Consider the following 26275-nt stretch of genomic DNA (forward strand, 5'->3'; position numbering starts at 1 on the left):
CGTGAACCACCCCACCGACCTCCGTCCCGGCCCTGACCCCGATCCCGGTCCCGGCCCCCGTCCCGATCTCGGCCCCGATCCCGGCCCCGGCCCCGTCGTCGGCACGGCGCAGGGAGCCGTCCGCGGTCTGCGCCGGGGCGACGTCGCCGCGTTCGTGAACATCCCCTACGCCGCCCCGCCGCACGGCGCCGGCCGGTTCGCGCCGCCGCGGCCGCACGAGCCCTGGTCCGGGGTGCGGGACGCCACCGTGCCGGGCCCCACCGCGCCGCAGTCCGCACGCAGGCTCGGCGGCATCGACATGTCGCCCTACTTCGGCCCCGGTTGGGTCCCGGGCGACGACCACCTCACCGTCGACGTGTGGACGCCGGCCGACGCGACGGGCGGGCTGCCCGTCATGGTCTTCGTCCACGGCGGCGGTTCCGTGGCCGGATCGACGCGGTCCGCGCTGTACGACGGCTCCGCCTTCGCCCGCGACGGTGTCGTCCTCGTCACCCTCAACCACCGCCTCGGCATCGCCGGGTTCCTCGACCTGCCCGGGGCGCCCGCCAACCGCGGCCTGCTCGACATCGTCGCCGCCCTGCACTGGGTGCGGGAGAACATCGCCGCCTTCGGCGGTGACCCGGACCGCGTCACCCTCTTCGGCCAGTCGGCCGGGGCGACCCTCGTCGGCGGCGTGCTGGCCACACCCGAGGCCACGGGCCTCTTCCGGCGGGCGATCGTCCAGAGCGGCAGCGGACTCGGCGCGTTCAGCCGCGAACAGGCCGCCCGCGTCGCCCGGGCGGCAGCCGAGGCCCTGGGCGTCGAGGCGCACGCCGACGCGTTCGCCGAGGTCTCCGACGAGCGTCTGGTGGCGGCCGCATCCCGGCTCGCGGGCATCGAACTGCGCACCGCGGCCCACCGCGACCCGCTGCTGGGCCTCAGCCCCTTCGGCCTCGTCCTCGACACCCAGCCCGCCGCGTCCGTGGCCGCCGGCAGCGGCGACGGCGTCGATCTGCTCGTCGGCACCAACACCGAGGAGGGCAACCTCTATCTGGCCCCGGTGGGCGCGTACGACACCTCGACGCCCGAGGACGTCGACGACGTGGCCGCGCGCTCGCACCCCGACCCGGCGCGTCTCGTCGGGACGTACCGCACGACACGCCCCGAGGCGTCGCCCGGCGCACTGCGCTCGGCCCTTCTGGGCGACGCGCTGTTCGGCGCGGGCAGCTGGGCCCTGGCCGACGCGCACGCCGCACAGGCCCGGACCGCCACCTACACCTACGAGTTCGCCTGGCGCTCCCGGGCGCTGGACGGACGGCTCGGCGCGACCCACGCCGTCGAGCTGCCCTTCGTCTTCGACCGTGCGCACCTCGCCGCCCTGCACGGCCCCGCGGCGCTGCTCGGGCCCGACGAGCCCCCGGCGGATCTCGCCGCCCGGATGCACGGCGCATGGGTCCGGTTCGCCCGGACCGGCGACCCCGGCTGGGACCGCTACGACACCGGTCGCCGGGCCACCATGCGCATCGACGCCGAGTGGGCCCTGGTCGACGACCCCCGCGGCGAGGAACGACGGGCCTGGAGCTGACGCTGCACACCGGGACGCCCGCTCCCGTCGCACCGGGACGCCGCTCCGCTCGCACCGGGACGCCGCTCCCCTGACACCGGGACTCCTGCTCCCGACCACCCGCTCCCTGGGCTGCCTGACCTCGGGGCGCCTGATCCCGGGCGCGTGCGCCTGCTCACCCAACGCCCCACGGGGGCACGCGCCCGGGAGCGACGCGCACGCCCCCGGCACACCGGATCAGCCCTCCGCCACCGCCCCTCCCCCCTCCGCGTCCGCCTCCGCCTCCGTGTCCGCAGCCATGTCCCCCTCCGTGCCCGTGCCCGTGCCCGTGCCCGTGCCCGGGCCGGTCTCCGCCTCCGTCCCCGTCCCCGTGCCCGTCTCCGCCGTCGCCCCGTACCGCCCGGCCAGCGCCGTGACGGTACGGGCGACGGCCTCCCGCAGGCCGGGCGGACCCAGTACCTCCGCCTCGGCCCCGAGCGCCAGCAGATCGCCGACCGCGACCGGCTCCGCCTCGACGTCCATCTCCACCCGCACCCAGCCGTCCTCGTCCGGGGGCCCGGCCGCCGCGAGCGCCCGTACCCCGGCCGAGCCGAACCGCATCGGCAGCAGCCGCCGGGCCCGCGGGGACAGCCGCAGCACGGCCACGTCGTGGCGCAGCCGCTCCTCCAGGCGCCGGGCCGACTCCTGCCAGTAGGCGGCCAGATCGAAGTCCGCCGGCCGCTCGAACGACACGCCGGTGGGCTCCAGTTCGAGGAAGCGCGACACCCGGTAGGTGCGCGCCTCCCCGACCGCCGCCCGACCCTCCACCCGGGCCCGGGTCTGCTCCTGCTCCTGCCCCTGCCCCTCCGCCCGTGCCTGCGCGACGAGGTACCAGATGCCGCCCTTCAACACGAGCCCGAGCGGCCGCAGTTCGCGCCGCACCCTGCCGCCCCAGCGCTCGTAGTGGGCCCGCAGCACACGCTGTTCCCACACCGCCTCGGCGGCCCGCGCCAGAAACGGCACGGGGTCGGCCTCCCGGAACCAGGCCGGCGCGTCGAGGTGGAACCGTTCCTGGACACGCCCGGCCCGGCCGCCCAGTTCGTCCGGCAGCGCGGCCCGCACCTTCAGCTGGGCGGTGGCCAGTTCGGCGCCGAGGCCCAACTCGGCGGCGGGGCCCGGCATTCCGGCGAGGAAGAGCGAGGCGGCCTCGCCGGTCGTCAGCCCGGTGAGCCGGGTGCGGTAGCCCTCGACCAGCCGGTAGCCGCCGGCCGGGCCCCGGTCGGCCCGGACGGGTACGCCGGCGGCCCCCAGCGCCTCGACGTCCCGGTGCACGGTGCGCACCGAGACCTCCAGCTCACGGGCGAGTTCCCGGGCGGTCGTCCGGCCGCGGTTCTGGAGCAGCAGGAGCAGGGAGACAAGCCGGTCGGCACGCATGGCGCCATTGTTCCCGCCCGCTCCGGTGTACCTGACAGAAGGTGTCAGGTACACCGTCCAGGCTGGTCACCGCGGCGACGCCGCACCGCGGCACACCCGTGCCGTACGCACATCCCGACCAGAGAGGACACCCCCGTGCCCAGCACGCCCCTGACCACGAACGGCAGCTTCACCTACGCGCAGTGGGAGGAGAAGACCATCGGGCCCGGCCCCGACGACCGGCTCCCCCGGCTCGCGCACGCCACCGTCACCAACGGTTTCTCCGGCGGGATCGAGGCCGACAGCACCCTCTGCGAGTACAGCATCGTCTACACCGGCGAGGGCGAGTCCGGGCCCGTCGGCACGTTCACCGGGCTGGAGCTGCTGAGCGGCAGCGTCGACGGGCGGGAAGGGACCTTCGTCGTCGAGGAGCGCGGACACTTCGAAGGCACCACCGTGCACTGCGAGTTCGAGGTGGTCGCCGGTTCCGCCACGGGCCGGCTGACCGGCCTCGGCGGCAGCGGCAGCTTCACCGCCGAGCGCGGCATGCGGGCCATCCCGTACACCTTCGCCTACACGCTGGACTGAGACACCGGCGCGCAGTGCGGCACGGAGCGCGGCACGGACCCGCTCAACCGCCGCACTGCCGCGTCATCATCCGCTTGTCCGCGCCCGTCACGGGCAGTTCGTACTTGAGCGCGACCTGCGCGAAGCGGACCGCGTAGGCGCACCGGATCGTCCGGTCCGGCGGCAGCCAGGAGGCGGGCCCGGAGTCCGACTTGGCCCCGTTGGCCCGGCCTTCGACGGGCAGCAGATTGAGCGGATCGTTGGCGAGCTGCTTGCGCTTGCTCTCCGGCCAGCGCGCGGCCCCCATCTGCCAGCTGTAGGAGAGCGGCACCACATGGTCGATCTGGACCTCGGTGGCCCTCTCCTTCTTCCAGTCGATGTCCTTGCCCGTGTACGGGTCGTGCAGCGTCATAGAGACGACGACACAGTCCGAACCGGACCGGAACCGCAGCCGGCTGCCGTCCCGTTTCAGCAGGTCGTTGCGCGTGTCACAGCCGTTGTGCGCCAGCGGCACGCCGTCCGCCGTGTCCATCCAGGCGTAGCCGTACCGCTCCCGCGCGTATCCCGTCCTCGGACCCCGGCCCCGCTCGTCCAGTGTGTCGATCAGCTCCCGGGCCCTGCCCTGCTCGGCGGACGAGGTCACCGGGGCCAGGCCGCGCCCGGTGCCCCGCTCGTTGTCGAACGGGCTGACGGCCCCCGCGCCACCGCCCCGGCCGCTCGCCCCGTCCTTACCGTCGCCGTCGCCCGGCGGTTCGCATCCGCTGCCGAGCAGGGTGACGAGGACGATTCCGGCGCCGACGGCGGTGCGGCGGCGGGTGCGCCGGAGGCGGCCGGTGGCCGGGCGGGCGTGCGGGGATATGTCGGGTTCGATGATCACCAGAGGATCCTAGACGGCCCCGGAACGACCGCCCCCGGCCCCTGGTCACTGCGCACTGGGCCTTGGCCCTCACCCTGACTCCTGGCCCCCGGCCCCTGGCCACTCGCCCTGGCACTGGCTGGGCACGAGCCCCTCTCCGCCCGGCCCGCCGCCGGTTCGCCTGGGCCCCGGTAGGCCCCCGGGCCCGCCCGGTAGGCCCCGGGCCGCCCCGGCCCGGAAGGTCAGTAGTGCCAGCGCGGGGTGCCACCCGCGTCACGGTCGCAGTGGATCACCCGGCGGGCGTCGTCGCGGGTGGCCATCCCCAGATGGGCTCGCTTGCAGAACTGGCCGGCCCGGTACCGGTTTCCGGCCGGTGAGCGCAGGTCCGGCAGCGTGGCCGCGGTGGGGGTCGGCTGCTGTGCCGCCGGTGTCGAGGGACGAGCGGCCGGGGTCGCGGGCGGAACGGCGGGCCGTGCGGGCGTCGCCGGGGCCGTGGTCGGCGCGGGGGCGGTGTGCGAGACGGCCGGCGAGGACGTGGTCGGGCTCGGAGCGGGTGAGGACGTGCGGCTCGGGGACGGCGAGGCCGTCGCCGACGAGGTGGCCGGCGCGGGGCTGCGGTCGGCGGCCGTCTCCGAGGTGTCGGCTCCGGAGCAGCCGGCGAGCGCCAGCAGCCCGGCGACCGCCCATACGGCCGCCCGCGTCACCGCCCTGCGCCGGCCGTTCCGTCCGCCCCGCCCGTGCCCCGGCCCGCCGGCCGGTCCGTCCGCGCCGGGGCGGCCCGCTCTGCCGCCGCCCGTCGTGCCCGTGCCGATGCTCGTGTTCTTCAACGCCTGCCTCACAGAGGGATGGTGTGGATGCTGACCGTGTGGGGGGGGCGTGGGGGTTGTGGGAGGAGGAGTCGGCGGGGTCACGGCCGAGGGGCGCGCGGCCCGCCGGTCCACCGCGCCGGGGAGGCGGACCCGTGCAGCGGCTGTCGGCACACCGAGGCGGACAAACCGCGCATGTTTCCTCCTGACAGGACAGCGGCGGACATTGCCGGAGGTGAGCGTATACAGCGGTATCGCCGCACGCATGCCCGAGGGAACAGAGAGACACAATCGTTGCCGAACGAACGGACGGTGGAACGGCGAACGGCTCCCCGTCGCACGGGGCACATACGCGGGCACATACGCGGGCACACAGCACTGTGGCGGTGGAGCCGCCCGAGGACGGCTCCACCGCCACAGCGGTGCGGACGTTTACGCGTCGGCGCTGATCATGCCGCCGGCGCTGAGCACGATGTACGAGCCGTTGGCGTCGAGCCCGACGTCGTGCCCGTCGGTCTCCAGCGTGGCGGCCACCCCGTCGTTCCCGATGATCTGTGCCCGGTAGCGCAGCTCACCGAGCTTGCTGACCTTGGCCGTCCAGCCGCCCGCGATCTTGAAGGTGCCCGGTCCCTGCTGTCCGCCGCCCATCCAGGAGTGGACCTCGCCGCCCAGGGTGAGCACGACGGACATGTCGTTGGCGTTCAGCCCGGCGTCGTGCTTGTCCGTCTCCAGCGTGGCCAGGACCGAACCGCGGCTGACGATCTTGGCGCGGTAGTGCTGTTCGCCCAGCTCGTAGATCTCGGCTGTGCTGCCGTCCACCAGCTTCTCGGTGCGGTCCGGGGACCCCTTCTCGGCGGCCGCGCTCCGGGTGCCGGTCTCCTCCGCGGACGACCCGCTCTGCGCGCCGACCCGGTCCTTGCCTGCCGTCGTCCGGTCGCCTTCGCTGTCCGCACCGCCGTGTTCCGTGGAGGAGGCGGCGGCGGAGGCGGAGGAGTCCTTCTTGTCCGACGCACCGTCCGAGTCCCCGCCCTGGCAGGCGGTCAGCGAGAGCGCCGCGGCGACGGCGACGGCCACCAGGCCGGCGGAACGGACGGTACGAGTACGGCGAGTGATCATGATCAAGGCCCCCCAGGGTGGTCAGGTTCCGGCTCCCCGTTCCAGCGCGGGTGCCGGCCGCAAACTGCTGTCTGCTCCCCCTGTGAGATGGCCTCCGGGCAGGCGTTGTTCACCGGTTCGTGTCCGCATTCGGTAACAGCCGCCGGCCGCCTGCCGGTCAACCGCCGGACCTCTCCTAGCCCATGGGGATCGTCGTCAGGAACTCACCGACCCACGCGAGCAGTTCACGGCCGGTGAGCGGCTTGCTGCCGATGCCCTGGGGCTTCGGGCGGGGGACGAGGACCTGGTGGGTGGCGCCCTTGATCACGGAGCCGGGGTAGATCCGCTTGAGCCGCAGCTCCTGGGACTCGCGCAGTTCGACGGGGCTGAAGCGGATGTTGTTGCCCTGGAGGGTGATGTCGGTGACACCGGCCGCGCGGGCCAGCATCCGCAGCCCGGCGACCAGCAGCAGATTCTCCACCGGCTCGGGCAGCGGGCCGTAGCGGTCGGCCAGCTCCTCGCGGACGGCCTTGATGTCCTCCTCGGAGGTGGCGGCGGCGATGGACCGGTACGCCTGGAGCCGCAGCCGCTCGCCGGGCGCGTAGTCGTGCGGGACGTGCGCGTCGACCGGCAGTTCGATCTTCACCTCCGGCGGTGCCTCCTCCGGCGCCTCACCGGACTCCAGCGCCGCGCGGTAGTCGGCGACGGCCTCGCCCACCATCCGGACGTACAGATCGAAGCCGACGCCCGCGATGTGCCCGGACTGCTCGCCGCCGAGCAGATTGCCGGCGCCCCGGATCTCCAGGTCCTTCATCGCGACGTACATGCCGGCGCCCATCTCGGTGTGCTGCGCGATGGTGGCGAGCCGCTCGTGCGCCGTCTCCGTCAGCGGCTTCTCCGGCGGGTAGAGGAAGTAGGCGTATCCGCGTTCCCGGCCCCGGCCGACCCGGCCGCGCAGCTGGTGCAGCTGGGACAGGCCGAAGGTGTCGCCCCGTTCGACGATGAGGGTGTTGGCGTTGGAGATGTCGATGCCGGACTCGACGATCGTCGTGGAGACCAGCACATCGAACTTCTTCTCCCAGAAGTCGACGACGACCTGCTCCAGCGCCTGCTCGGACATCTGCCCGTGCGCGGTGGCGATCCGCGCCTCGGGCACGGTCTGCCGCAGCCGGGCCGCCGCCCGGTCGATGGACTCGACCCGGTTGTGGATGTAGAAGACCTGCCCCTCGCGCAGCAGTTCGCGCCGGATCGCGGCGGCGATCTGCTTGTCCTCGTAGGGCCCGACGAAGGTGAGCACCGGGTGCCGCTCCTCCGGCGGCGTGGTGATCGTCGACATCTCCCGGATGCCGGTGACGGCCATCTCCAGCGTGCGCGGGATCGGCGTCGCGGACATGGTCAGCACGTCCACGTTGGCCCGCAGCTTCTTCAGCTGCTCCTTGTGCTCGACACCGAACCGCTGCTCCTCGTCGACGATGACGAGCCCCAGCTCCTTGAACTTCGTCTCGGACGAGAACAGCCGGTGCGTGCCGATGACGATGTCGACCGTGCCGTCGCGCAGCCCGTCGAGCGTCGCCCGGGACTCGGTGTCGGTCTGGAAGCGGGACAGCGCGCGGACGTTGACGGGGAACTGCCCGTACCGCTCGGTGAAGGTGCCGTAGTGCTGCTGCACGAGCAGCGTGGTCGGCACCAGCACGGCGACCTGCTTGCCGTCCTGCACGGCCTTGAACGCGGCCCGCACGGCGATCTCCGTCTTGCCGTAGCCGACGTCGCCGCAGATCAGCCTGTCCATCGGGACGGACTTCTCCATGTCCTCCTTGACCTCGCCGATCGTGGTCAGCTGATCGGGGGTCTCGGCGTACGGGAAGGCGTCCTCCAGCTCCCGCTGCCAGGGGGTGTCGGAGCCGAACGCGTGCCCGGGCGCGGCCATGCGCGCGCTGTAGAGCTTGATGAGGTCGGCGGCGATCTCCTTGACGGCCTTCTTGGCTCGGGCCTTCGTCTTCGTCCAGTCGGCCCCGCCGAGCCGGTGCAGGGTGGGCTGCTCGCCGCCCACGTACTTGGTGATCTGCTCCAGCTGGTCGGTGGGCACGAACAGCCGGTCGCCGGGCTGGCCGCGCTTCGCCGGCGCGTACTCCACCAGCAGGTACTCGCGGGTGGCGCCCTGCACGGTGCGCTGCACCATCTCGATGTAGCGGCCCACGCCGTGCTGCTCGTGGACGATGTAGTCGCCGGGCTGGAGGGTGAGCGGGTCGATCTGCTTGCGGCGCCGGGCCGGCATCCGCGCGGTCTGGCTGCCGGCGGCCTTCTGGCCGGTGAGGTCCGTCTCCGTGAGCACGGCCAGCTTCAGGCCCGGCGCGAGGAAACCGTTGTCGAGGGAGCCGCAGGCGACGTGCACGAGCGACGGGTCGAGCGTCGCCAGGTCGGGCCCGGCCAGACGGGCCGGCACGTCCTCGTTGCCGAGCACCTCGACGGTGCGGGCGGCCGGGCCGTGCCCCTCGGTGAGGTAGACGCACCGCCAGCCCTCGGACAGCCAGCGCCGGGTGTCGGCCAGGGCACGCGCCGTGTCGCCCCGGTAGGTCTCGGGCGCCTGGAGGCCCAGCTGGAGGCTCTCCTCCCCCGGCTCCTCGGCGTCCAGCTCGGTGTCCGTGCCGAACTGGCTGACCGTCCACCACATCATGCCCAGCTCGCGGGCGTGCTCGCGGATGTCCGCGATACCGCGCAGCGAGGCGGCGCCGACGTCGATGGGCGCCCGGCCCTGCGCGTCGTCGCTCATGGCGGCCGCCGCCCAGGACGCCTGGAGGAACTCCTGGCTGGTGGCGACCAGATCGGCGGCCCGGGTCCGCACCCGCTCCGGGTCGCAGACGACGGTCATGCTGCCGGCCGGCAGCACGTCCAGCAGCAGCTCCATCTCGTCGACGAGCACCGGGGCGAGGGACTCCATGCCGTCCACCGCGATCCCCTCGGCGATCTTGCCGAGGAGTTCGTGCAGCTCCGGGTGGTCGGCCGCCAGCTCGGCCGCGCGGCGCCGCACCTCGTCGGTGAGCAGCAGCTCCCGGCACGGCGGCGCCCACAGACCGTGCTCGGCGACCTCCATGGAGCGCTGGTCGGCGACCCGGAACCAGCGGATCTCCTCGACCTCGTCGCCCCAGAACTCCACCCGTACGGGGTGCTCCTCGGTCGGCGGGAAGACGTCGAGGATGCCGCCGCGCACCGCGAAGTCCCCGCGGTTCTCCACCAGTTCGACCCGCGAGTAGGCCGCGGCGGACAGCGCCTCGACGGTCTCCTCCAGATCGGCCTCCTGGCCCTGCCGCAGCGCGACCGGCACCAGATCGCCCAGGCCCTTGACCTGCGGCTGGAGCACCGAGCGGATCGGCGCCACCACGACGGAGACGGGGCCGGCCTGCGGGTCGGACGGATCGGGGTGCGCCAGCCTGCGCAGCACCGCGAGCCGCCGCCCGACGGTGTCCGAGCGGGGGCTGAGCCGCTCGTGCGGCAGGGTCTCCCACGACGGGTACTCCACGATGCCCTCGCCGGGCAGCAGCGAGCGCAGCGAGGCGGCCAGATCCTCGGCCTCCCGGCCCGTCGCCGTCACCGCCAGGACCGGACGCTGCGCGGAGCGGGCCAGCGCGGCGACGGTGAACGGCCGGGCTGCGGAGGGGCCCACGAGGTCGACGTGGTGGCGGTTGCCGTCGGCGGCCGCCTTGACGGCCTCCGCCAGGGCGGGGTCCTGGGTGACGGCATCGAGCAGACCGTGCAGGCTCATGGGGCTGTTTTCCGTCCGGGAAGCGCGGGGTGGGCACGACGAAGAACCCGGCGCGCGCGGCGGGCCGGGGGTTCTTCCAGCGTACGCCGCGTCCCCCGAATGCCGCCCGGCCACAGCGGAAGCCCCAGGTGAGGCCGCGTGCAGCCCGGACGCGACCCGGCCCCGCCCGGGCCGCCCCGCCCCCTCCCGGCCGGGGCGGACCCGCGCACGAGCGGTCGGCGGCGGCGCACACGGCCGTGCCCCCGCCGGACGGGCAGGGGCACGGCCGTATACGGAGCGTGTACGGGAAGGGGCGGGAACGGGGCCGGTGCGGGGCGGCGGCTCAGTCCTGGCCGGCGCCGCCCTGGGCGCCGCCGCCCGGCAGGGAGGCCGAGGGGGCCACGTCCTCCACGGCCTCCACGGCCTCCACCTCTTCGTCGGGCACCTCACCCGCGCGGCCGGTCAGCGCCGCCAGGGAGGAGCGGACATGCGCCATGTGCCGCCGCAGCTCCTCGGTGCGCTCGTCGTGCTCCCGCAGCACCCGCTCCGTCTCGCGCTGGATGCCCTCCTCCCGGACACGGGCCTGCGCCAGCAGCTCCTCGCCCTGGGCCGAGGCGTCCTCCGCCCGGTGCCGGGCGGCCTCCTCGGCCTCGGAGTACGTCCTGCGGGCCTCGGCGAGCACCCGCTCGCCGCGGTCCTCCATCTCGACGACGCGCGCGTCCGTCGCCGCCTCCTGCTGGGCCAGCTCCCGGTCCAGCGCCTCCGCCTCGGCCGCCTGCTCCTCCTCCTGCTGCTCCAGCAGGGCGGCGCACTGGCGGGACATCTCCTGGAGCGCCTCCGCCGCCTCCCGCACCAGGCGCTCCGCGTAGGCGCGGGCGTCGGCGCGCAGCTCGTCGGCGCGTTCCGACGCCTCCTCCACGGTGCGCTCCGCCGCGGCCTCCGCCTCGGTGCGCTGCCGGGCCGAGGCGTCCCGGGCCGCGTCCCGGATCCGGTCCGCCTCCGTCTGCGCCTGCTCGGTCACCTCCTGGGCCTCGCCCTCGGCGGCAGCGCGGAGCGCCTCGGCCTCCGCCTCGGCCGTGGCCAGCAGGCCCTGGGCGCGTGCGCCGAGCGCCTCGTACGTCTGCGGGGGCATCGACGCCGCGATACCGCGCAGCCGCTCCGCCTCCTGCGCCTGCTCCTCGGCGAGCGCCGTCAGCTGCGCGACCCGTTCCCAGGCCGCCTCGCGCTCCTCGTTCAGATCGGTGACGCGGCCGTCGACCTGCTCGGGCCGGTACCCGCGGCCCCTGACGACGACGAAGCCGTGCGGCGACGACGCACCCATATCGAGCCCCTTACCTCAGCGACGACACTTCCGGGCAGAATCTCAGCTTTCTCGGCATGCTCGACATGCTTGGCATGCTTGGCATGCTCGGCATTTCAGCGAACTCGAATGATTTCGAGCGAGAGACATGAGAGGGCCATAACGCCACACTCCGCCCGACTCCAGGATGCGTCACGTCACCCGCACGGCTGTAATCGGCACATCCCGGCGCAACTGATCAAAAAGCTCGCGTGCCCTGGCCCGGTCCCAGGCCACGACCTCGCCCGCCCCCGGCACGCTGAGCCCCGGATTCGCCACCGGGACCGTCGCCGTCCCGCCGTCCCCGCCCGTCAGCCCCCTGACCTTCCAGGCCATCCGTGCGAGTGACAGGACATCGGTCCCCTCGTCGACGGTGACGGCGTCCAGGGCCGCGCCGAGGAACGGATAGAACCGCCACGGGTCGGACACCACGCTCGCGCCCGTCCCCTCGTGCACCAGCGCCCGCAGCAGCATGCGCTGCCGCTCGACCCGGCCCAGATCGCCCCGCGGATCGCTGTAGCGGGCGCGGACGAAGGCCAGCGCGTCCCGGCCGTGCAGTGTCTGGCAGCCGGCCCGCAGATCGGCGCCCGACTTCTCGTCCCGCAGCGGCCTGCGCAGACACAGGCGCACCCCGTCCAGCGCGTCCACGACCCGGGTGAAACCGAGGAAGTCGATCTCCGCGTAGTGGTCCAGCCGCAGCCCGGTGGCGTCCTCGACCGTCCGCGTCAGCAGCTTCGGACCGCCCCGCGCATAGGCCGAGTTGATCTTCCCGCGGCCGTGGCCGGGGATCGGCACATAGCTGTCCCGCGGAATGCTGACCAGATACGGGCCCGAGGCGCCGTGGTGCAGCACCATCACCGTGTCCGTGTTGCGCCGGCCGCCGCCGCCCACATGCAGCTCCTGCCGCTCCTTCCGGGTCAGGTCGGAGCGGGTGTCGGAGCCGATGATCAGCCAGTTGCTGCCCTTCCCCGGGGCCGGGCGGCCCGGGTGATCGGCCAGCGCCGGGGTCTGCCGCAGCCGGTCGTCCGCCCACAGATAGGTGCCGGCGAGCCCGCACACCGCCACCACGACCAGGACGAGCAGCACGAGCAGCGTCCACCGCAGCCAGGTGCGCCACCGGCCGCCGCCCGGCCCCCGGCGCCGGGACCGGTAGACCGTGCTCGTGTACTCCCCGCCGTGCATGCCCCGACGGTCGCGCACCACGGCCGCGCCCGCGCGCGGGACTGGTCCGTACGGCCGCAGCACGCCGGCACCGGGCGGACCCGGCGTCCCGGCAGCGGCGGGACGGGCCGTCGCGGCGGGCGGACCGCGGGCCAGGCACACGGTCAGGCCGAACAGACCGTCAGGCCGAACAGACCGTCAGCCCGAACAGACCGTCCGAGCCGGGCGGACCGTCAGGCCGTGCAGGCCATCAGGCGGAACAGATCGCCGGGGCCAGGCAGACCGTCAGGGCCGAGCGGGCCATCGGAGCCGGGCGGACCGTCAGGCAGAGCAGGCCATCAGGCAGAGCAGGCCGTCGGAGCCAGGCAGACCGTCAGAACAGGCCGTCCCACATCTGTTCGAGCAGCACCGCCCACCAGTTGTCCGGCGAGGAGAGCGCCGCCGCGTCCAGCGCCGCCAACTGGGCCTGGAAGTCCACCGTCCAGCGCCCGGCCTGCTCCTGCGTCAGCCCGTACCGCAGCCGCCACATCCGGCCCAGCATCGCCATGCAGCGCACGAACTCCGGCAGCCCGGTGTTCACGAACTGCGGCGGCTGCGACTGGCCACCCGGGCCGGGCTCCAGCGGGACCGCCACGATGTGCGCCGTGCCGTACTGGACACACAGCTGCTTGCCGAAGTCCGAGCCCATCACCAGATACGAGGCCGCATCCGACGCCGGCTGGACGCCCCGCTCCTGCGCCAGCTCCGCCAGCGTCGGCACCGGACGGCCCGGCTGCGCCTGCCCCCAGAAGAACGGGCCCATGTCGACCGGCACCCCGGCCCACACCAGCGTCTGCGCCACGATGTCCGGCACACCCTGCCGGGAGACCGCACGCTGATCGAACCGGAAGACCCCCTGCGGACCGAACGCCTGCATCAGTTCCTGGCCGATCGCGTCCGGCGGGACGGGCGGCGCCGGCGGGATCTGGTGCGGCGGCGGCAGCGGCACCCGGTTCGGCGCCGGACGCGCCGGACCGTCCGCGACCTGGTGCAACTCGCCCTGGTGCTCGATCAGATGACGCATGCCCTGCTGCCGCGAGGCGTGGTCCGTGCCGTACGAGGCGGTGTGGCTCACCCGCACCTGCGGCCAGGTCTCCCGGATCATCCGGGTGCAGTACCCGCCCGGCAGATCGCAGGACTCCAGCTCCGTGTGCAGCTCCAGCACCTGCTGCGGAGGCACGTTCATACCGCGCAGCTCGTGCAGGATCTGCCACTCCGGGTGCGGCAGACCCGGCGCCGAGCGGCGGATGAGCTGCTGCTCCGAGCCGTCGTGCGCGCGGTAGCGCAGCACGGCCATGTAGCCGGGCCCGACCGTCGGCTGGCCGGACGGCTGCGGATACCCGTACGCCGGAGCGGCGGGCTGCTGCGGCTGCGGAAAGCCGTAGGCGCCGCCCGGCGGCGGGGTGCCCGGCGCCGCGGGCGGCGGCGTACCGGGAGCACCCGACGGCGGAGCGCCTGGAGCGCCCGGAGCGGCCGGCGGCGGGCCGGGAGCCGGGGGCGGAGTGGAGCCGCCGGGACCCGCCAGCATCGTCGCGGCCTGGTGCACACCGCCCGCGCCGCCGGCGGAACCACCGGAGGCGTCACCGGGCGGGCCGCCCGCGCTGCCGGAGCCGGGCGGCGACACCGTGCCGTGTCGGCCGCTCTCCTTGATGTCGTCCGCCGAGACCATCTGCGTCGGCACATAGCCGCCACCGGGCGCGCCCGGACCGCCGGGGGCACCCGGGGCCGGCGGAGGCGGCGGCGTCGACGACGAAGGGGCCGCAGAAGACGCGGCGGACGAAGACGCAGACGAACCGCCGCCCTGCGTGCCCGCGCCCGGGCGGGCGCCCGGCGTCCCCGGCGCGCCCGGAGGCGGCGGCACGGACGGGCCCGAACCGCGCGACGAGCGCGAGGGGGCCGCACCGCGCGGCGCCCGGCTCGTGGCGGCGTCCGCGATGTCACCGGCGCCGGGCGGGCGCGGCGCCGCGGGAGGCGGCGGAGCCGGCGAGCCGCCGCCCTGCGAGGGCTCGGCCAGCATCGTGGCGGCGTGGTGCACCCCGCCGCCGGTGCCCGCACCGGAGTCCGGCGCCCCGGGGCCGCCCGGCGACTCGCCGTCACCGGCCCGCGGAGCTGTCGGAGCGTCCGGGCCGCCGGACGGAGAAGAAGAGGACGGCTGAGACGGCTGAGACGGCTGCGCGGCGGGCCGTTCGCCGTCGGACGGCTCGTCCACCTGGGGCGCCACCGTCGTCCTGGGCAGCGCACTGCCCTCCGGCATCAGCGCGGTCGGCGCCTCCGAGGACGCGCTCGGCGGCGGCTCGTCCTCGTCGCTGCCGGTGATCGGCGGCGCGAACACCGTCGCCGGAGGAGCCTGGGCCTCGCCGTCCGCGCTGCTCGTGTCCGCGCCCGCCCAGGGCCCGGCACCGGACGGCGGCCCGGGCGTACCGGGCCCCGCCTCCGCCCCGGCCGCGGCAGGAGAAGGAGCGGCGGGCGGGGAGGGTGCCGGGGGCGGAGGCGGCGTGGGCGGTGCGGGTGCGGCCGGTGCGCCGGCGTCCGGGGCGCCCTCCGCGCGGCGGTCGGGGATGCCCATCTGATCGGCCGCCTGCTGGAGCCACTCCGGGGGCGTCAGCAGGAACGACGTCGCCTCCAGATCCAGCCGCTGCGCGGGCGCCTGCGCCGGCACCGGCTGCTCCGGACGGCCGCCGTACTCCTCCTCGTACCGGCGGATGACCTCGCCCACCGGCAGCCCCGGCCACAGCGTCGACTCCCCGCTGTCCCGCGCGATGACCAGCCGGACGCTCCCGCCGTCGGACACCGGGCCGCCCGCGCGGTCCTCCGCCCACGCGACGAACCCCAGGGCGAACTCGCGTACCTGCACCTGGCGGTGCTGATAGCCCGGCACGTCCCCGTTCACCCAGCGCTCGGCGCGCTCCTGGGCCTGCGCCAAGGTCACCATCGCGCTCTCACCTCTCCACAGGGACGGCACGCGCGAAGCCGCCGTCCACCATCAGGTTCGCCACGGTCTCCAACTCCGGCGGGGACCCGGCCAGCCGCAGCAGGAACTCGTCGAAGTCCGCGCCGCACGGCCGCAGCAGCCGCTCCACCCGCTCCTGGACGACCATCCCGTCCGCGTCCCGCGCGTCGTCGAACGCGCAGAACCACACCGAACCGAGGGACTCGCCCTTCACCTTCACCGCGATCAGCCCGCCCTGGACGAAACCGACGCCCAGGAAGTCCTTGGTGAGGTGGTCGCGCAGGCACTTGTTGACGTAGACGAGGTCGTTCACCGCCGCCTCGTCCCGCACCGTGAAGAACGGCTGGTCCACCAGCAGACCCAGCTCGGCGTCCAGCGCCACACCGTGCGGCGCGCAGCCGCCCGCCGCCTTCAGGAAGGTGCGGTACGCGCCCGGCAGCCGGTACCCCAGCCGCTCCTCGGCATCCACCACCTGCTGCTCCGGGACGGCCGGACCCCCGCCGTGCGGCACCTTGAAATGCGCGGGACGCGTCTCCTGCAACGGCCGGGTGCCCGTCTTCGCATGGTCGACAGCCGCCGTCGCCAGCCCGCCGTGGTGCCGCAGCAGCGCCTTCACCTCGACCGGGATCAGCTCCATCCGGCGGCTGCGCACCACGTGGTGCCACGTCCAGCCGTGCGGCGTCGCGACAGCCGGCAGCTCAGCCCACAACTCGTGCCCCGACGCGTGCAGCGCCGCGTTCGCCGAGACGAAGTCCGTCAGCCGCAGTTCGTCGCCGCCGAACCCCTCCGGCGGCTCGGCGATCTCCGCCGCGGCACGCGCGTACGCGGAGAAGTCCGGATACCCGTACGGATCGACCCGGACCCCCTGGGGATACCGGGCCGCCCTGACCGGATCCGGGAAGTTCACGACCTGGCCGGCGTACGCCCGGTTCGGAGGCGCCGCTTCGCTCCCGGCGCCTCCCTGGCCGTCTCCCGGGCCCTGGGGGCCGGGAGGTGCCCCCAGCCCGAGCGGACCTGTCGTCATGGCGGTAGCCCCCTGCTGCTTCTGGCTGGTACCGAACAGCCTATGCGGTACGGCGACAGCCGGTCACCGCCCCTCGGCCGACGCCCGGCCCGCCCCGACCGGTCCGCCACGGCCGTCCCCGGCCCCGCGGGACGACCGTGAACACCGCCTCTTCACCGACCGGTTCGTCCCGAAACCCGCCGGATCGAAGGAAAACCACCGGCGGCCGGCGCCGATACGGAGAACACGGAGAACTCCGCCTCCCGAACCCCCGGAGCCCCGGGCTCCGCGCCCCCCACCCGCCACCGGAGGCGGACGCACCACACCGCCTCCAGCGCACCGCCACCCCCTCCGCGCGCCACCCGCGCCCACCCCCGCACACGACGCGTTGAAACCCCGCCGGCCGCCCAAACCCCCTTTCCCGTGAACCCACTTGAGCGCCGTCGAACACGCCCCTCCCCGTGGGCACAACCCCCGCGGCGGAAATGCTGCACACACCGCACACACACCGCCGCCACACATCCCCGACAGGAACGGCGGAATGATCGACTCATGCCCCACACTGCATACTTGGCGCTGATCCCCGGCACAGAGGGGGACGCACGGGGAGGAAGCTCCAACATGCACACCGCTCAACAACCGCACAGCCGGCCAGGACAGCACCCCGCCCAGGACCCGGCCACCGGCACCGCACACGGCACACCCGCCGCCCGCCCGGCACACCAGCACGACCCCCGCGTCAGCTGGACCTCCGGCGCCGACACCCTCGCCGCCACCGCCCCCGTGCTGCGGCAGCGCCGCGACGGCATCCTCCCCGCCGTCGCCGCCGCCCTGTCCATCCGCGGCGAAACCCTCACCTGCACCGGCAGCCGCGGCGACCAGCCCCCCGCACACCACCCCCTCGTCCAGGACTTCCTCGACACCCTCACCACCGACCACCGCGCCCGCCACACCGGCCGCTGCCCCGAAGCCGCCCTCCTGTCCCGCTATCTGACGGCCACCGAAGCCGCCCGCGCCGACAAACGCGCCGCCCGCCGCCCCACCCGCAACGGCGGCTCCGGCAAAGCCGGCAAGAACACCCGCGCCCCCAAACCCCCCAAGCCGCTCACCCTCAGCGAGGCCAAGCGCGCCCTCAAGCACGCCAAGCTCACCGCGCGCCGCATCCGCGAGGACGGCGACCCCCTGCACGGCACCTACGCGCCCCCCTGCCGCTCCTGCACCGCCCTCCTCGCCCACTTCGGCGTCCGGCCCGTCGACCCGGCCCAGGAGAGCGCCTCGTGAGCACCACCACGCGCTTCCCCGTCGCCGTCGACGACCCGCTGCGCACCGCAGGCTGGGAGCCCGGCCGCTGGGACATCCGCCAGGCCGAACTGTGGGCCGACACCCTCCGCGCCCACGTCTCCCCCGCCGGCCACCGGCACGCCGTCTTCCCCGCAGCCGTCGAGGTCTGGGCCGAGTTCGGCGGACTCGACATCGTCCCCACCGGGCCCGGCCGGCACCTCGCGCCCTCCACCGTGCGCATCGACCCCCTCACCGGGCTGCACGCCGCCCGCACCTTCGGCGACCTCGGCCGGGCGCTCGCCACCGAGATCTGCCCGCTCGGCACCGACGGCGAAGGCGAGGCCCTCCTCGCCATCGACGCCCAGCGCCGCGTCTACAGCCTCGACCCCACCGGCGACTGGTACCTCGGCCCCGACTTCGACACCGCCCTCTCCGCCCTCCTCATGGGCCTCACCCCCACCAAACTCACCGCCCCGACGAACCCGAACCCGACCCCGGCAGCCTCGCCCGCTCCGGCCTCTCCGCCCGATCCGACCGCCTCGTCGGCCCAGTCCACCGCTCCCGTCGCGGAGGAATGACACGCGTCCGGCACAAGACGCGTCCAGGACAAGGGTTTCCGGGCCGGACGCACGCGAGGCGCAAGGCACACCGGGCATTTCGCGGCGGACCTGGCATACGGCATGTCGGACACACATACGTCCGGCGCGAGACACGTCGGACACGAGGCACGTCAGGCACAGGGGCACCGGTGCAAGGCGCTCAGGCGCAAAGGGCAACGGCGCGAGGCAGGTCAGGCGCAGAAGGCACCGAACGCGAGGCACACGGACACCAGGCACCCCCGGTACGAGGCGTGTACGGGTGCAGGGAGACGGGCCGGGCGGCGGGTCGGGTCAGGAGCGGGCGTACGGGATGATCGCCGAGACCCGGAAGCCCCCGGCGTCCGTCGGGCCCGAGACGAACCCCCCGCCGAGCGCGGTCACCCGCTCCCGCATCCCCACCAGGCCATTGCCCCCACTGGGCAATCCGGCCTCCACCGCACCGTCGACCGCCGGTTCGTTCTCCACCTGGAGCGCCACCTCCGCCGCACGGTGCGCCACCCGCACCCGCGTCGCCGCGCCCGCCGCATGCTTGTGGACGTTCGTCAACGCCTCCTGCACCACCCGGTACGCGGTCTGCTCCACCGGCTCGGGGCACTCGCGCACCGGCTCGCCCTCCACGCTCAACTCCACCGTCATGCCCGCCGCGCGCGACTGGCCGACCAGCACGTCCAGCTCCGCCAGCCGTGGCGCCCCCACGCCCGCGACGGCCTCGGCCACACCGGAACCGGCACCGCCGACCGCCGCCGAGGGCGACCGCCCGGCCCCCGCGGCACCGGACGCCGAGCCCACACCCGCGCCCCCGGAAGCAGACACCGTCCCGCCGCCGGACCCCGCCGGCGCGCCCCGCGGCCCGACCACACCGTCCCGTCCCGGCTCCGCGACGCCCGCACCGACGGCTGCGCCCTCCCCGCGGCCGGCGCCGTCCGCACCGTTCACACCATCCGCCGCGACCGCTTCCACGTCCACGTCCACGTCCACACCGTCCGGACGGACCGCGCCGACCGCAGGGGTCCCACCGGGCGCAACGTCCTCACCGGGCACCGCACCCCCACCGGTTCCGCTGGTCCCACCGGTCCCACCGGTCCCACCGGCCCCGCCGTCTGCACCGTCAGCGCCGTCAGCACCGTGAGCCCCCGCCGACGTCCCCCGGCGCGCCCCGGACACCCGCTGCCCGGCCGCACCGGACCCGGCACCGCGCTGCCCGGCCTCGGCACCGGCTCCGGCCCCGGCCGCGACCGGGAGCGCCCCGGCCGCCGCCCCGGACCTCTCGCCCGCCGCGGACTTCCCGGCATCCCCGGCCCGCAGCACACCGAGCATCGTGCGCAGCTCCTCCAGCGCCTGCCGCCCCATGTCCCCCACCAGGGCCGCGTTCTTCGACGCCTTCTCCGGGTCCTTCAGCGCGACCGCCTGCAACGCCGCCGCGTGCACCACCATCAGGCTCACCCGGTGTGCCACGACGTCGTGCATCTCCCGGGCGATCCGGGTGCGCTCCTCGTTCCGCGCCCACTCGGCGCGCTCCTCCGCACGGTCGGCCAGCAGCGACAGCTCCCGCTCCAGACCGTCAGCGCGTTCGCGCAGCGACTCCACCAGCCGGCGCCGCGCCCCCACGTACAGGCCCAGCAGCACCGGCGGCGCCGTCATCCCCACGGACCACAGCACCGACATCAGCGGCACGAACCACGCCGACGGGTTGAAGTCGGGATCCTGGCCGATGCCCTGGCCCAGCCGGACCATCACCATCACCAGCGTGCCCAGGGCCGCCATCGAGGCGAGCAGCCCCGTGATCCGGCGCGGCACCTCCGTCGCGGCCAGGGTGTAGAGCCCGACGATGCTCATCAGCGTGCCCATCTCGGCCGGTATCACCGCGATGGCCACCAGCACGACGGCGATCGGCCACCGGCGGCGCAGCACCAGCAGACCGCCCACCAGCAGCCCCAGCAGCACCGTGAGCGCCGTCGGAAGGCCCGTCTCCCGGGCGAAGCTCTCCCCCTGAAGACCGCATTCGGCGGCCGAGGCCACCCCCAGGAACACATCGAGAACCACGCTGCGCGGACGGCCCCACCACCACGGTGCGCCCCTGGCGCGGTTTTCCCCCGTCTCGGTCATACCGCCCAGCGTACGACCGGGCTCCACGCCCTTTCCGTGCGAGCCCCGGAACCCCCAGTTCCGTGCTTCTAGCCGTGACCTGCCTCTTTCGCAATCGAACAGAGAACCTGCACTCGAACCGCTGAATTGTGACCGTTTTCGGCAGAGCACAGGGCCTCGCTCCCGGAATCTGAATCCATGACCGAGACCCCCGAACCGCACCGGCCCCCATCGACACCAGGCACCCCGAGCACACCGGCCGCCTCCGGCACCTCCACCGCACACCCCGAACCCGGCGCACCCGCACCACCCGGCGGACCCGCACCACCCGCACCACCCGGCGGGCCCGCACCACCCGGTTCACCCGGCGGGCCCGACTCACCCGGCACGTCCGCCGAACCCACCGAACCCGCCGAACCCGCTGAACCCGCCGCGCCGGACGCGCCGACCGCGCCGGACGACCCCGAGTACGCACGCCTCCGCGAGCAGGCCCTCGCCCTCCGCCGCGCCGGGCTCAGCCGTCGCCGGATCCGCGACCGCCTCAAGATCGGCAACAACGACCTCCTCGGCCGGCTGCTGCGCGGCGAGCCCCCACCCGCCTGGACCCGCCGCCCCAACGCCAAGGACGACCTGCGCGCCCGCGCCCGCGAACTGCGCCTGCTGGGCTGGACCTACGACCGCATCGAGCTGGAGCTGGGCGTCTCCCGCAGCTCGGTCTCCCTGTGGGTACGGGACCTCCCGAGACCGAAGCCCCGCTACACCCCGGAGGAGCAGCGGGCCCTGATGCGGGAGGGGCTCGCGGAGCAGCGCAGAGCGCGCGACCGGCTGCGCGAGGAGACCCGGCAGCGGGCCCGCGAGGAGATCGGCCCCCTCACCGACCGGGAGCTGTTCCTGGTCGGGGTGGGGCTGTACTGGGCGGAGGGCAGCAAGAGCAAGCCCTACCGCCGGGAGGAGAACGTCGTATTCGTCAACAGCGACCCGGACATGATCCGTCTGTACCTGGCGTGGCTGGACCTGCTGGGCGTGGAAAGGGACCGTCTCCGCTTCACCGTCATGATCCACGAATCGGCCGATGTCCGAGCCGCCGAGCGGTACTGGGCCGACCTCGCGGCGGCCGGTCCCGAGTCGTTCAACAAGACGACGTTGAAGCGGCACAATCCCAGAACGGTCCGTAAGAACACCGGAGAGAATTACCGAGGGTGCCTGGTCGTGCGCGTCCGGCAGGGCGCCGAGCTGTACCGTCGCATCGAAGGCTGGTGGTACGGCATAGTGTTGGGGATCGATTCGGCAGCCGAGGCAGGTTGTCCGAATTGACCAACTTGCCATCCCCTGTGGTGTAATCGGCAACACAGTCCGCTTTGGACGGATCATTCCAGGTTCGAGTCCTGGCAGGGGAGCCCGCACGACAGCCTTTCCGGCTCCGCCGTTCCCTCACCGCCATGCCCCGCCCCCGCTTCAGGTGCGCAAACCCCCCGGTATCCTGCCGAACAGCACCCCACCCCCGAAGCCGAAGGGCACACCCGTGAGCGCCAATCGCCCGGCAGCCGTCGTCGTACTCGCAGCGGGTGAGGGCACCCGCATGAAGTCCGCGACCCCCAAGGTTCTGCACGAGATCTGCGGCAGGTCCCTCGTCGGCCATGTGGTGAACGCCGCACGGACGCTCGATCCCGAGCAGCTCGTGGTGATCGTCGGACACGGCCGCGAGAAGGTCACCGCGCATCTGGCGGAGACCGGCGCTGATGTCTCCACCGCCGTCCAGCACGAGCAGAACGGCACGGGGCACGCGGTGCGTACGGGCCTGGAGGAGCTGGGCCGTCAGGGCGCGGTGCTCGACGGCACCGTGCTGGTGACGTGCGGTGACACCCCGCTGCTGACGGGGGCGACGCTCCAGCGGCTGGCCGACACCCACACCGCGGACGGCAACGCCGTCACCGTGCTGACGGCCGAGGTGCCGGACGCGACGGGCTACGGCCGTATCGTCCGCGATCCGGCGGGCGGCGCCGTGACGGCGATCGTCGAGCACAAGGACGCGACGGTGGCGCAGCGGGCCATCCGGGAGATCAACTCCGGGGTGTTCGCGTTCGACGGCCGGCTGCTGTCGGAGGCGCTGGGCAAGGTCCGTACGGACAACAGCCAGGGTGAGGAGTACCTCACGGATGTGCTGGGGATCCTGCGCGAGGCCGGTCACCGGGTGGGGGCGGCGCTGGCGGACGATCACCGGGAGATCGCGGGGATCAACAACCGGGTGCAGCTGGCCGAGGCCCGGCGGATGCTGAACGCGCGGCTGGTCGAGGACGCGATGCTGGCCGGTGTGACGGTGGTCGATCCGGCGACGACGTGGCTGGACGCGGCGGTGACGTACGAGCCGGATGCGACGGTGCACCCGAACTGCCAGCTGCTGGGCGCCACTCATCTGGGCGCGGACTGCGAGGTGGGGCCGAATTCGCGGCTGACGGACACCCGGGTCGGTGCGGGCGCCTCGGTGAGCAACACGGTGGCGCAGGGCGCGGAGATCGGCCCGGAGGCGTCGGTCGGTCCGTACACCTATCTGCGGCCGGGTACGCGGCTGGAGCGGAAGGTGAAGGCGGGCAGTTTCGTCGAGATGAAGAACGCGGAGATCGGCGAGGCGACGAAGGTGCCGCATCTGTCGTATGTGGGCGATGCGGAGATCGGTGAGCACAGCAACATCGGTGCGGCGAGTGTGTTCGTGAACTACGACGGGGTGAACAAGCACCGGACGACGGTGGGCGCGCACTGCCGGACGGGCGCGGACAACATGTTCGTGGCGCCGGTCACGGTGGGGGACGGTGCGTACACCGCTGCGGGTTCGGTGATCACGAAGGATGTGCCGCCCGGTTCGCTGGCGGTGGCGCGTGGTCAGCAGCGCAATATCGCGGGCTGGGTGGCGCGGAAGCGTCCGGGGAGCGCGGCGGCGCAGGCCGCGGAGTCGGCGCAGGCAGCGCAGTCAGCGCAGGCGGAGGGCGAAGCCGCGGAGGGCTCGGAAGCTGCGCGGAGTGGCGGCGCGGAGGCGGAGAGGAACAGCTGACCGGGTATCCCGGGCGTGAAGGCGAACGCGTACGGTTGAGAGGGGCCGGATGAGCCATGCGGCCGGAAACCGACGCGCCGCCGATCCGGAACCGACGTGCCGCCGACCCGTCGCCGATCAGCCGCCGATGAACCAGCCGCTGTGCGGCGCACACACAGGGAGACAACAGCAGTGACCGGGATCAAGACGACCGGCGAGAAGAAACTGATGCTCTTCTCCGGCCGCGCTCACCCCGAACTGGCCGAAGAAGTCGCGAAGCAGCTCGGAATCGGCGTGGTCCCGACCAAGGCTTTCGACTTCGCGAACGGTGAGATCTACGTCCGTTTCCAGGAGTCCGCGCGCGGCGCCGACTGCTTCTTGATGCAGAGCCACACGGCTCCGATCAACAAGTGGATCGTCGAGCAGCTGATCATGATCGATGCGCTCAAGCGTGCCTCGGCGCGGAGCATCACCGTGATTGTGCCGTTCTACGGCTATGCGCGGCAGGACAAGAAGCACCGGGGCCGGGAGCCGATCTCCGCGCGGCTGATGGCGGACATGTTCCGCACGGCGGGTGCGGACCGGATCCTGACGGTGGATCTGCACACCGATCAGATTCAGGGCTTCTTCGACGGCCCGGTCGACCACCTGTTCGCGCTGCCGCTGCTGGCGGACTATGTGGGCGCCAAGGTGGACCGCGACAAGCTGACGGTCGTCTCGCCGGACGCCGGCCGGGTGCGGGTGGCGGACCGGTGGGCGGACCGGCTGGGTGCGCCGCTGGCGATCGTCCACAAGCGCCGGGATCCGGACGTGGCGAACCAGGTGACGGTGCACGAGGTCGTCGGCGAGGTGAAGGACCGGGTGTGCGTCCTGGTCGACGACATGATCGACACGGGTGGCACGATCTGTGCGGCGGCGGACGCGCTGTTCGCGAACGGTGCGGCGGACGTCATCGTGACGGCGACGCACGGTGTGCTGTCGGGTCCGGCGGCGGACCGGCTGAAGAATTCGAAGGTGAGCGAGTTCGTGTTCACGAACACGCTGCCGACGCCGGGTGAGCTGGAGCTGGAGAAGATCACGGTGCTGTCGATGGCGCCGACGATCGCGCGCGCCGTGCGAGAGGTGTTCGAGGACGGTTCGGTGACGAGCCTCTTCGACGAGCAGGCGTGAGGCCCCGCGCCCGGGGCTGTACGGGCGGTTTGTGATCGATTTCCGGCCGGCCTCTTTCGCCGAGTAGACTCATCGGGTCGCTCGGCGAGGGAGGCCGGTCGCGTGTGTGCGGTCGGCGGCTCCGTAATCGACGCGCGCTCTGAGTAGCAGGTCCGTCGGGACCGAGTGGCATGCACGTGTTGTTCGTTTCCGACTTCTACGAGGAGCGCAGATGGCTGACGTCAAGCTTTCCGCCACGGTCCGCAACGAGTTCGGCAAGGGTGCCTCCCGCCGGCTCCGCCAGGAGGGCAAGATCCCGGCCGTGGTCTACGGGCACGGTGCCGAGCCGGTGCACATCGCCCTGCCGAGCTACGACATGATGATGGCCCTGAAGACGTCGAACGTCCTGATCAACCTGGACATCGACGGCAAGCAGGAGCTGGTCATCCCCAAGGCGGTGCAGCGTGAGGCGATCCGCCAGTTCCTGATCCACGTGGACCTGCTGATCGTCAAGCGCGGCGAGAAGGTCAGCGTGGACGTGCCGATCCACATCGAGGGCGACCTGGGCCCGGGCCAGCACCTGCTGGAGCACGTCTACAACTCGCTGCCGGTCGAGGCCGAGGCCACGCACATCCCGGAGACGGTGACGGTGTCGGTCGAGGGCCTCGTCGCGGGTGACTCGGTGGCCGCCAAGGACATCAAGCTGCCGAAGGGCACGTCGCTGGCGATCGAGGGCGACGAGACCGTCATCCAGGTCCTGGCCGCGCAGGCCGAGGAGCCCGGCGAGGAAGAGGGCGGCGAGGAGGCCGCCGCCGAGTAACGTTCCTCGGCTTCTTCTCCTGCCGGGCCGTGGTGCCCGGCGTCCGTCCGCCCCCGCCCGGGTCGTGGTCCGCGCTGCGGGCCCGTCCGCGCGGGGGCGGCTTGCACGGTCCGGCCCGGCCCGGACGCCCTCCCCGGCCGCGCGCCGGGGCCCCTGAGACACCGACGGCACGGAAGGCACACAGATGACGGCGGCCGACAACGCGCCCTGGCTGATCGCCGGACTGGGCAACCCGGGACGCGAGTACGCCGGGAACCGGCACAACGTGGGCTTCATGGTGGCCGATCTGCTGGCCTCCCGGCTGGGTGGCTCGTTCCGCGCGCACAAGGCGGGGCGTGCGCAGGCGCTGGAGGGCCGGCTGGGTGTGCCGGGAGTCTCCAGCCACCGGGTGGTGCTGGCCAAGCCGATGGCCTTCATGAACCTTTCGGGCGGCCCGGTCAAGGGGCTGCTCGACTTCTACGGGCTGACGGCGGAGCGGCTGATCGTCGTCCACGACGAGTTGGACATCGACTACGGCACCCTGCGGCTGAAGCGGGGCGGCGGCGACAACGGCCACAACGGTCTGAAGTCCCTGACGAAGGTGCTCGGTTCGGACTACTACCGCGTCCGCTTCGGCGTGGGCCGCCCCCCGGGCCGTATGCAGGTGGCCGACTACGTCCTCAAAGACTTCTCCGGCCCGGAACGCAAGGAACTCGACTACTTCGTGGACCGCGCCGCCGACGCGGTGGAATCCCTCGCCACGGAGGGCCTGGAGCGCGCACAGGGCACGTTCAACAGCTAGGCACCCGGGCACCCCCTCATGCCCCCGGCCCCCTCATTCCCCACC

The 26275-nt window shown here is 73.7% G+C and carries 19 protein-coding genes and 1 tRNA gene; 10 read left to right on the plus strand and 10 right to left on the minus strand.

Features of this window, described 5'->3' with window-relative positions:
- Position 1 precedes the first annotated feature (1 nt).
- Positions 2 to 1564: a carboxylesterase/lipase family protein gene (locus SCA03_RS09395; RefSeq protein ID WP_141275300.1), complete on the plus strand. Its 1563-nt coding sequence runs from the start codon at positions 2 to 4 to the stop codon at positions 1562 to 1564.
- A gap of 216 nt (positions 1565 to 1780) precedes the next feature.
- On the opposite strand, the gene SCA03_RS09400 is transcribed toward SCA03_RS09395, so the two are convergent.
- Positions 1781 to 2956, minus strand: a complete 1176-nt coding sequence (locus tag SCA03_RS09400) for a helix-turn-helix transcriptional regulator (RefSeq protein ID WP_141275301.1) — start codon at positions 2954 to 2956, stop codon at positions 1781 to 1783.
- A 135-nt stretch (positions 2957 to 3091) separates the two neighbouring features.
- Between SCA03_RS09400 and SCA03_RS09405 the strand changes: the two genes are divergently transcribed.
- Entirely contained in the window at positions 3092 to 3523 is a 432-nt protein-coding gene (locus tag SCA03_RS09405; RefSeq protein ID WP_030892420.1) for a DUF3224 domain-containing protein, read from the plus strand.
- A gap of 43 nt (positions 3524 to 3566) precedes the next feature.
- On the opposite strand, the gene SCA03_RS09410 is transcribed toward SCA03_RS09405, so the two are convergent.
- From SCA03_RS09410 to SCA03_RS09445, 8 genes are all read right to left on the minus strand, one after another.
- The gene (locus SCA03_RS09410; RefSeq protein ID WP_086818446.1) at positions 3567 to 4289 is read right to left on the minus strand and encodes an HNH endonuclease family protein; all 723 of its coding nucleotides are present in this window, start codon (positions 4287 to 4289) and stop codon (positions 3567 to 3569) included.
- Positions 4290 to 4600: 311 nt separating this feature from the next.
- Complete coding sequence (locus SCA03_RS09415) at positions 4601 to 5197, minus strand: hypothetical protein (protein ID WP_141275302.1); 597 nt, start codon at positions 5195 to 5197, stop codon at positions 4601 to 4603.
- A gap of 399 nt (positions 5198 to 5596) precedes the next feature.
- On the minus strand, positions 5597 to 6280 hold the full coding sequence (locus SCA03_RS09420; protein WP_086817897.1) for a hypothetical protein: 684 nt from the start codon (positions 6278 to 6280) through the stop codon (positions 5597 to 5599).
- 175 nt (positions 6281 to 6455) lie between these two features.
- Positions 6456 to 10019, minus strand: a complete 3564-nt coding sequence (mfd, locus tag SCA03_RS09425) for a transcription-repair coupling factor (RefSeq protein ID WP_030877467.1) — start codon at positions 10017 to 10019, stop codon at positions 6456 to 6458.
- Between the two features lie 322 nt (positions 10020 to 10341).
- Positions 10342 to 11319 carry a coiled-coil domain-containing protein gene (locus SCA03_RS09430; RefSeq protein WP_141275303.1) on the minus strand — a complete coding sequence of 326 codons (978 nt, stop codon included), beginning with the start codon at positions 11317 to 11319 and terminating at the stop codon, positions 10342 to 10344.
- Between the two features lie 171 nt (positions 11320 to 11490).
- A complete protein-coding gene (locus tag SCA03_RS09435) occupies positions 11491 to 12519 on the minus strand; it encodes an LCP family protein (RefSeq protein ID WP_078872867.1) in 1029 nt (342 codons plus the stop codon).
- Positions 12520 to 12871: 352 nt separating this feature from the next.
- Positions 12872 to 15469: an SUKH-4 family immunity protein gene (locus SCA03_RS09440; protein WP_086817817.1), complete on the minus strand. Its 2598-nt coding sequence runs from the start codon at positions 15467 to 15469 to the stop codon at positions 12872 to 12874.
- Between the two features lie 7 nt (positions 15470 to 15476).
- On the minus strand, positions 15477 to 16511 hold the full coding sequence (locus SCA03_RS09445) for an SMI1/KNR4 family protein (protein WP_037851426.1): 1035 nt from the start codon (positions 16509 to 16511) through the stop codon (positions 15477 to 15479).
- Between the two features lie 600 nt (positions 16512 to 17111).
- Between SCA03_RS09445 and SCA03_RS09450 the strand changes: the two genes are divergently transcribed.
- Together SCA03_RS09450 and SCA03_RS09455 are read left to right on the plus strand one after the other, a co-directional pair.
- Positions 17112 to 17771: a YwqJ-related putative deaminase gene (locus SCA03_RS09450; protein WP_037851425.1), complete on the plus strand. Its 660-nt coding sequence runs from the start codon at positions 17112 to 17114 to the stop codon at positions 17769 to 17771.
- Positions 17768 to 18349: an SUKH-3 domain-containing protein gene (locus SCA03_RS09455; protein WP_086816588.1), complete on the plus strand. Its 582-nt coding sequence runs from the start codon at positions 17768 to 17770 to the stop codon at positions 18347 to 18349. Before SCA03_RS09450 ends, SCA03_RS09455 begins: the two co-directional genes overlap by 4 nt.
- A 312-nt stretch (positions 18350 to 18661) precedes the next feature.
- On the opposite strand, the gene SCA03_RS09460 is transcribed toward SCA03_RS09455, so the two are convergent.
- A complete protein-coding gene (locus tag SCA03_RS09460) occupies positions 18662 to 20476 on the minus strand; it encodes a sensor histidine kinase (RefSeq protein WP_086816586.1) in 1815 nt (604 codons plus the stop codon).
- Positions 20477 to 20653: 177 nt separating this feature from the next.
- Between SCA03_RS09460 and SCA03_RS09470 the strand changes: the two genes are divergently transcribed.
- The 6 genes from SCA03_RS09470 to pth all read left to right on the plus strand — a co-directional run bounded on the left by SCA03_RS09470 (position 20654) and on the right by pth (position 26230).
- A complete protein-coding gene (locus SCA03_RS09470; RefSeq protein WP_230988560.1) occupies positions 20654 to 21769 on the plus strand; it encodes a hypothetical protein in 1116 nt (371 codons plus the stop codon).
- Positions 21770 to 21780: 11 nt separating this feature from the next.
- Positions 21781 to 21852, plus strand: a tRNA-Gln gene (locus tag SCA03_RS09475).
- Between the two features lie 125 nt (positions 21853 to 21977).
- Entirely contained in the window at positions 21978 to 23501 is a 1524-nt protein-coding gene (gene glmU / locus SCA03_RS09480) for a bifunctional UDP-N-acetylglucosamine diphosphorylase/glucosamine-1-phosphate N-acetyltransferase GlmU (protein ID WP_086816584.1), read from the plus strand.
- A 171-nt stretch (positions 23502 to 23672) separates the two neighbouring features.
- Entirely contained in the window at positions 23673 to 24650 is a 978-nt protein-coding gene (locus tag SCA03_RS09485; RefSeq protein ID WP_030877440.1) for a ribose-phosphate diphosphokinase, read from the plus strand.
- A gap of 211 nt (positions 24651 to 24861) precedes the next feature.
- The gene (locus SCA03_RS09490; protein WP_030877436.1) at positions 24862 to 25449 is read left to right on the plus strand and encodes a 50S ribosomal protein L25/general stress protein Ctc; all 588 of its coding nucleotides are present in this window, start codon (positions 24862 to 24864) and stop codon (positions 25447 to 25449) included.
- A 184-nt stretch (positions 25450 to 25633) separates the two neighbouring features.
- Complete coding sequence (pth, locus tag SCA03_RS09495; RefSeq protein WP_030877433.1) at positions 25634 to 26230, plus strand: aminoacyl-tRNA hydrolase; 597 nt, start codon at positions 25634 to 25636, stop codon at positions 26228 to 26230.
- Positions 26231 to 26275 lie beyond the last annotated feature (45 nt).

It is taken from the genome of Streptomyces cacaoi, assembly GCF_006539165.1.
In the GTDB taxonomy this organism is placed as follows: Bacteria; Actinomycetota; Actinomycetes; order Streptomycetales; family Streptomycetaceae; genus Streptomyces; species Streptomyces cacaoi.

What these genes read in the sequence shown, in the direction of transcription:
- SCA03_RS09400 (WP_141275301.1), bottom strand. Translation starts at nt 2,956, where the DNA reads ATGCGTGCCGACCGGCTTGTCTCCCTGCTCCTGCTGCTCCAGAACCGC.
- SCA03_RS09420 (WP_086817897.1), bottom strand. Translation starts at nt 6,280, where the DNA reads ATGATCACTCGCCGTACTCGTACCGTCCGTTCCGCCGGCCTGGTGGCC.
- mfd (WP_030877467.1), bottom strand. Translation starts at nt 10,019, where the DNA reads ATGAGCCTGCACGGTCTGCTCGATGCCGTCACCCAGGACCCCGCCCTG.
- SCA03_RS09430 (WP_141275303.1), bottom strand. Translation starts at nt 11,319, where the DNA reads ATGGGTGCGTCGTCGCCGCACGGCTTCGTCGTCGTCAGGGGCCGCGGG.
- SCA03_RS09435 (WP_078872867.1), bottom strand. Translation starts at nt 12,519, where the DNA reads ATGCACGGCGGGGAGTACACGAGCACGGTCTACCGGTCCCGGCGCCGG.
- SCA03_RS09440 (WP_086817817.1), bottom strand. Translation starts at nt 15,469, where the DNA reads ATGGTGACCTTGGCGCAGGCCCAGGAGCGCGCCGAGCGCTGGGTGAAC.
- SCA03_RS09445 (WP_037851426.1), bottom strand. Translation starts at nt 16,511, where the DNA reads ATGACGACAGGTCCGCTCGGGCTGGGGGCACCTCCCGGCCCCCAGGGC.
- SCA03_RS09450 (WP_037851425.1), top strand. Translation starts at nt 17,112, where the DNA reads ATGCACACCGCTCAACAACCGCACAGCCGGCCAGGACAGCACCCCGCC.
- SCA03_RS09460 (WP_086816586.1), bottom strand. Translation starts at nt 20,476, where the DNA reads ATGACCGAGACGGGGGAAAACCGCGCCAGGGGCGCACCGTGGTGGTGG.
- SCA03_RS09470 (WP_230988560.1), top strand. Translation starts at nt 20,654, where the DNA reads ATGACCGAGACCCCCGAACCGCACCGGCCCCCATCGACACCAGGCACC.
- SCA03_RS09490 (WP_030877436.1), top strand. Translation starts at nt 24,862, where the DNA reads ATGGCTGACGTCAAGCTTTCCGCCACGGTCCGCAACGAGTTCGGCAAG.
- pth (WP_030877433.1), top strand. Translation starts at nt 25,634, where the DNA reads ATGACGGCGGCCGACAACGCGCCCTGGCTGATCGCCGGACTGGGCAAC.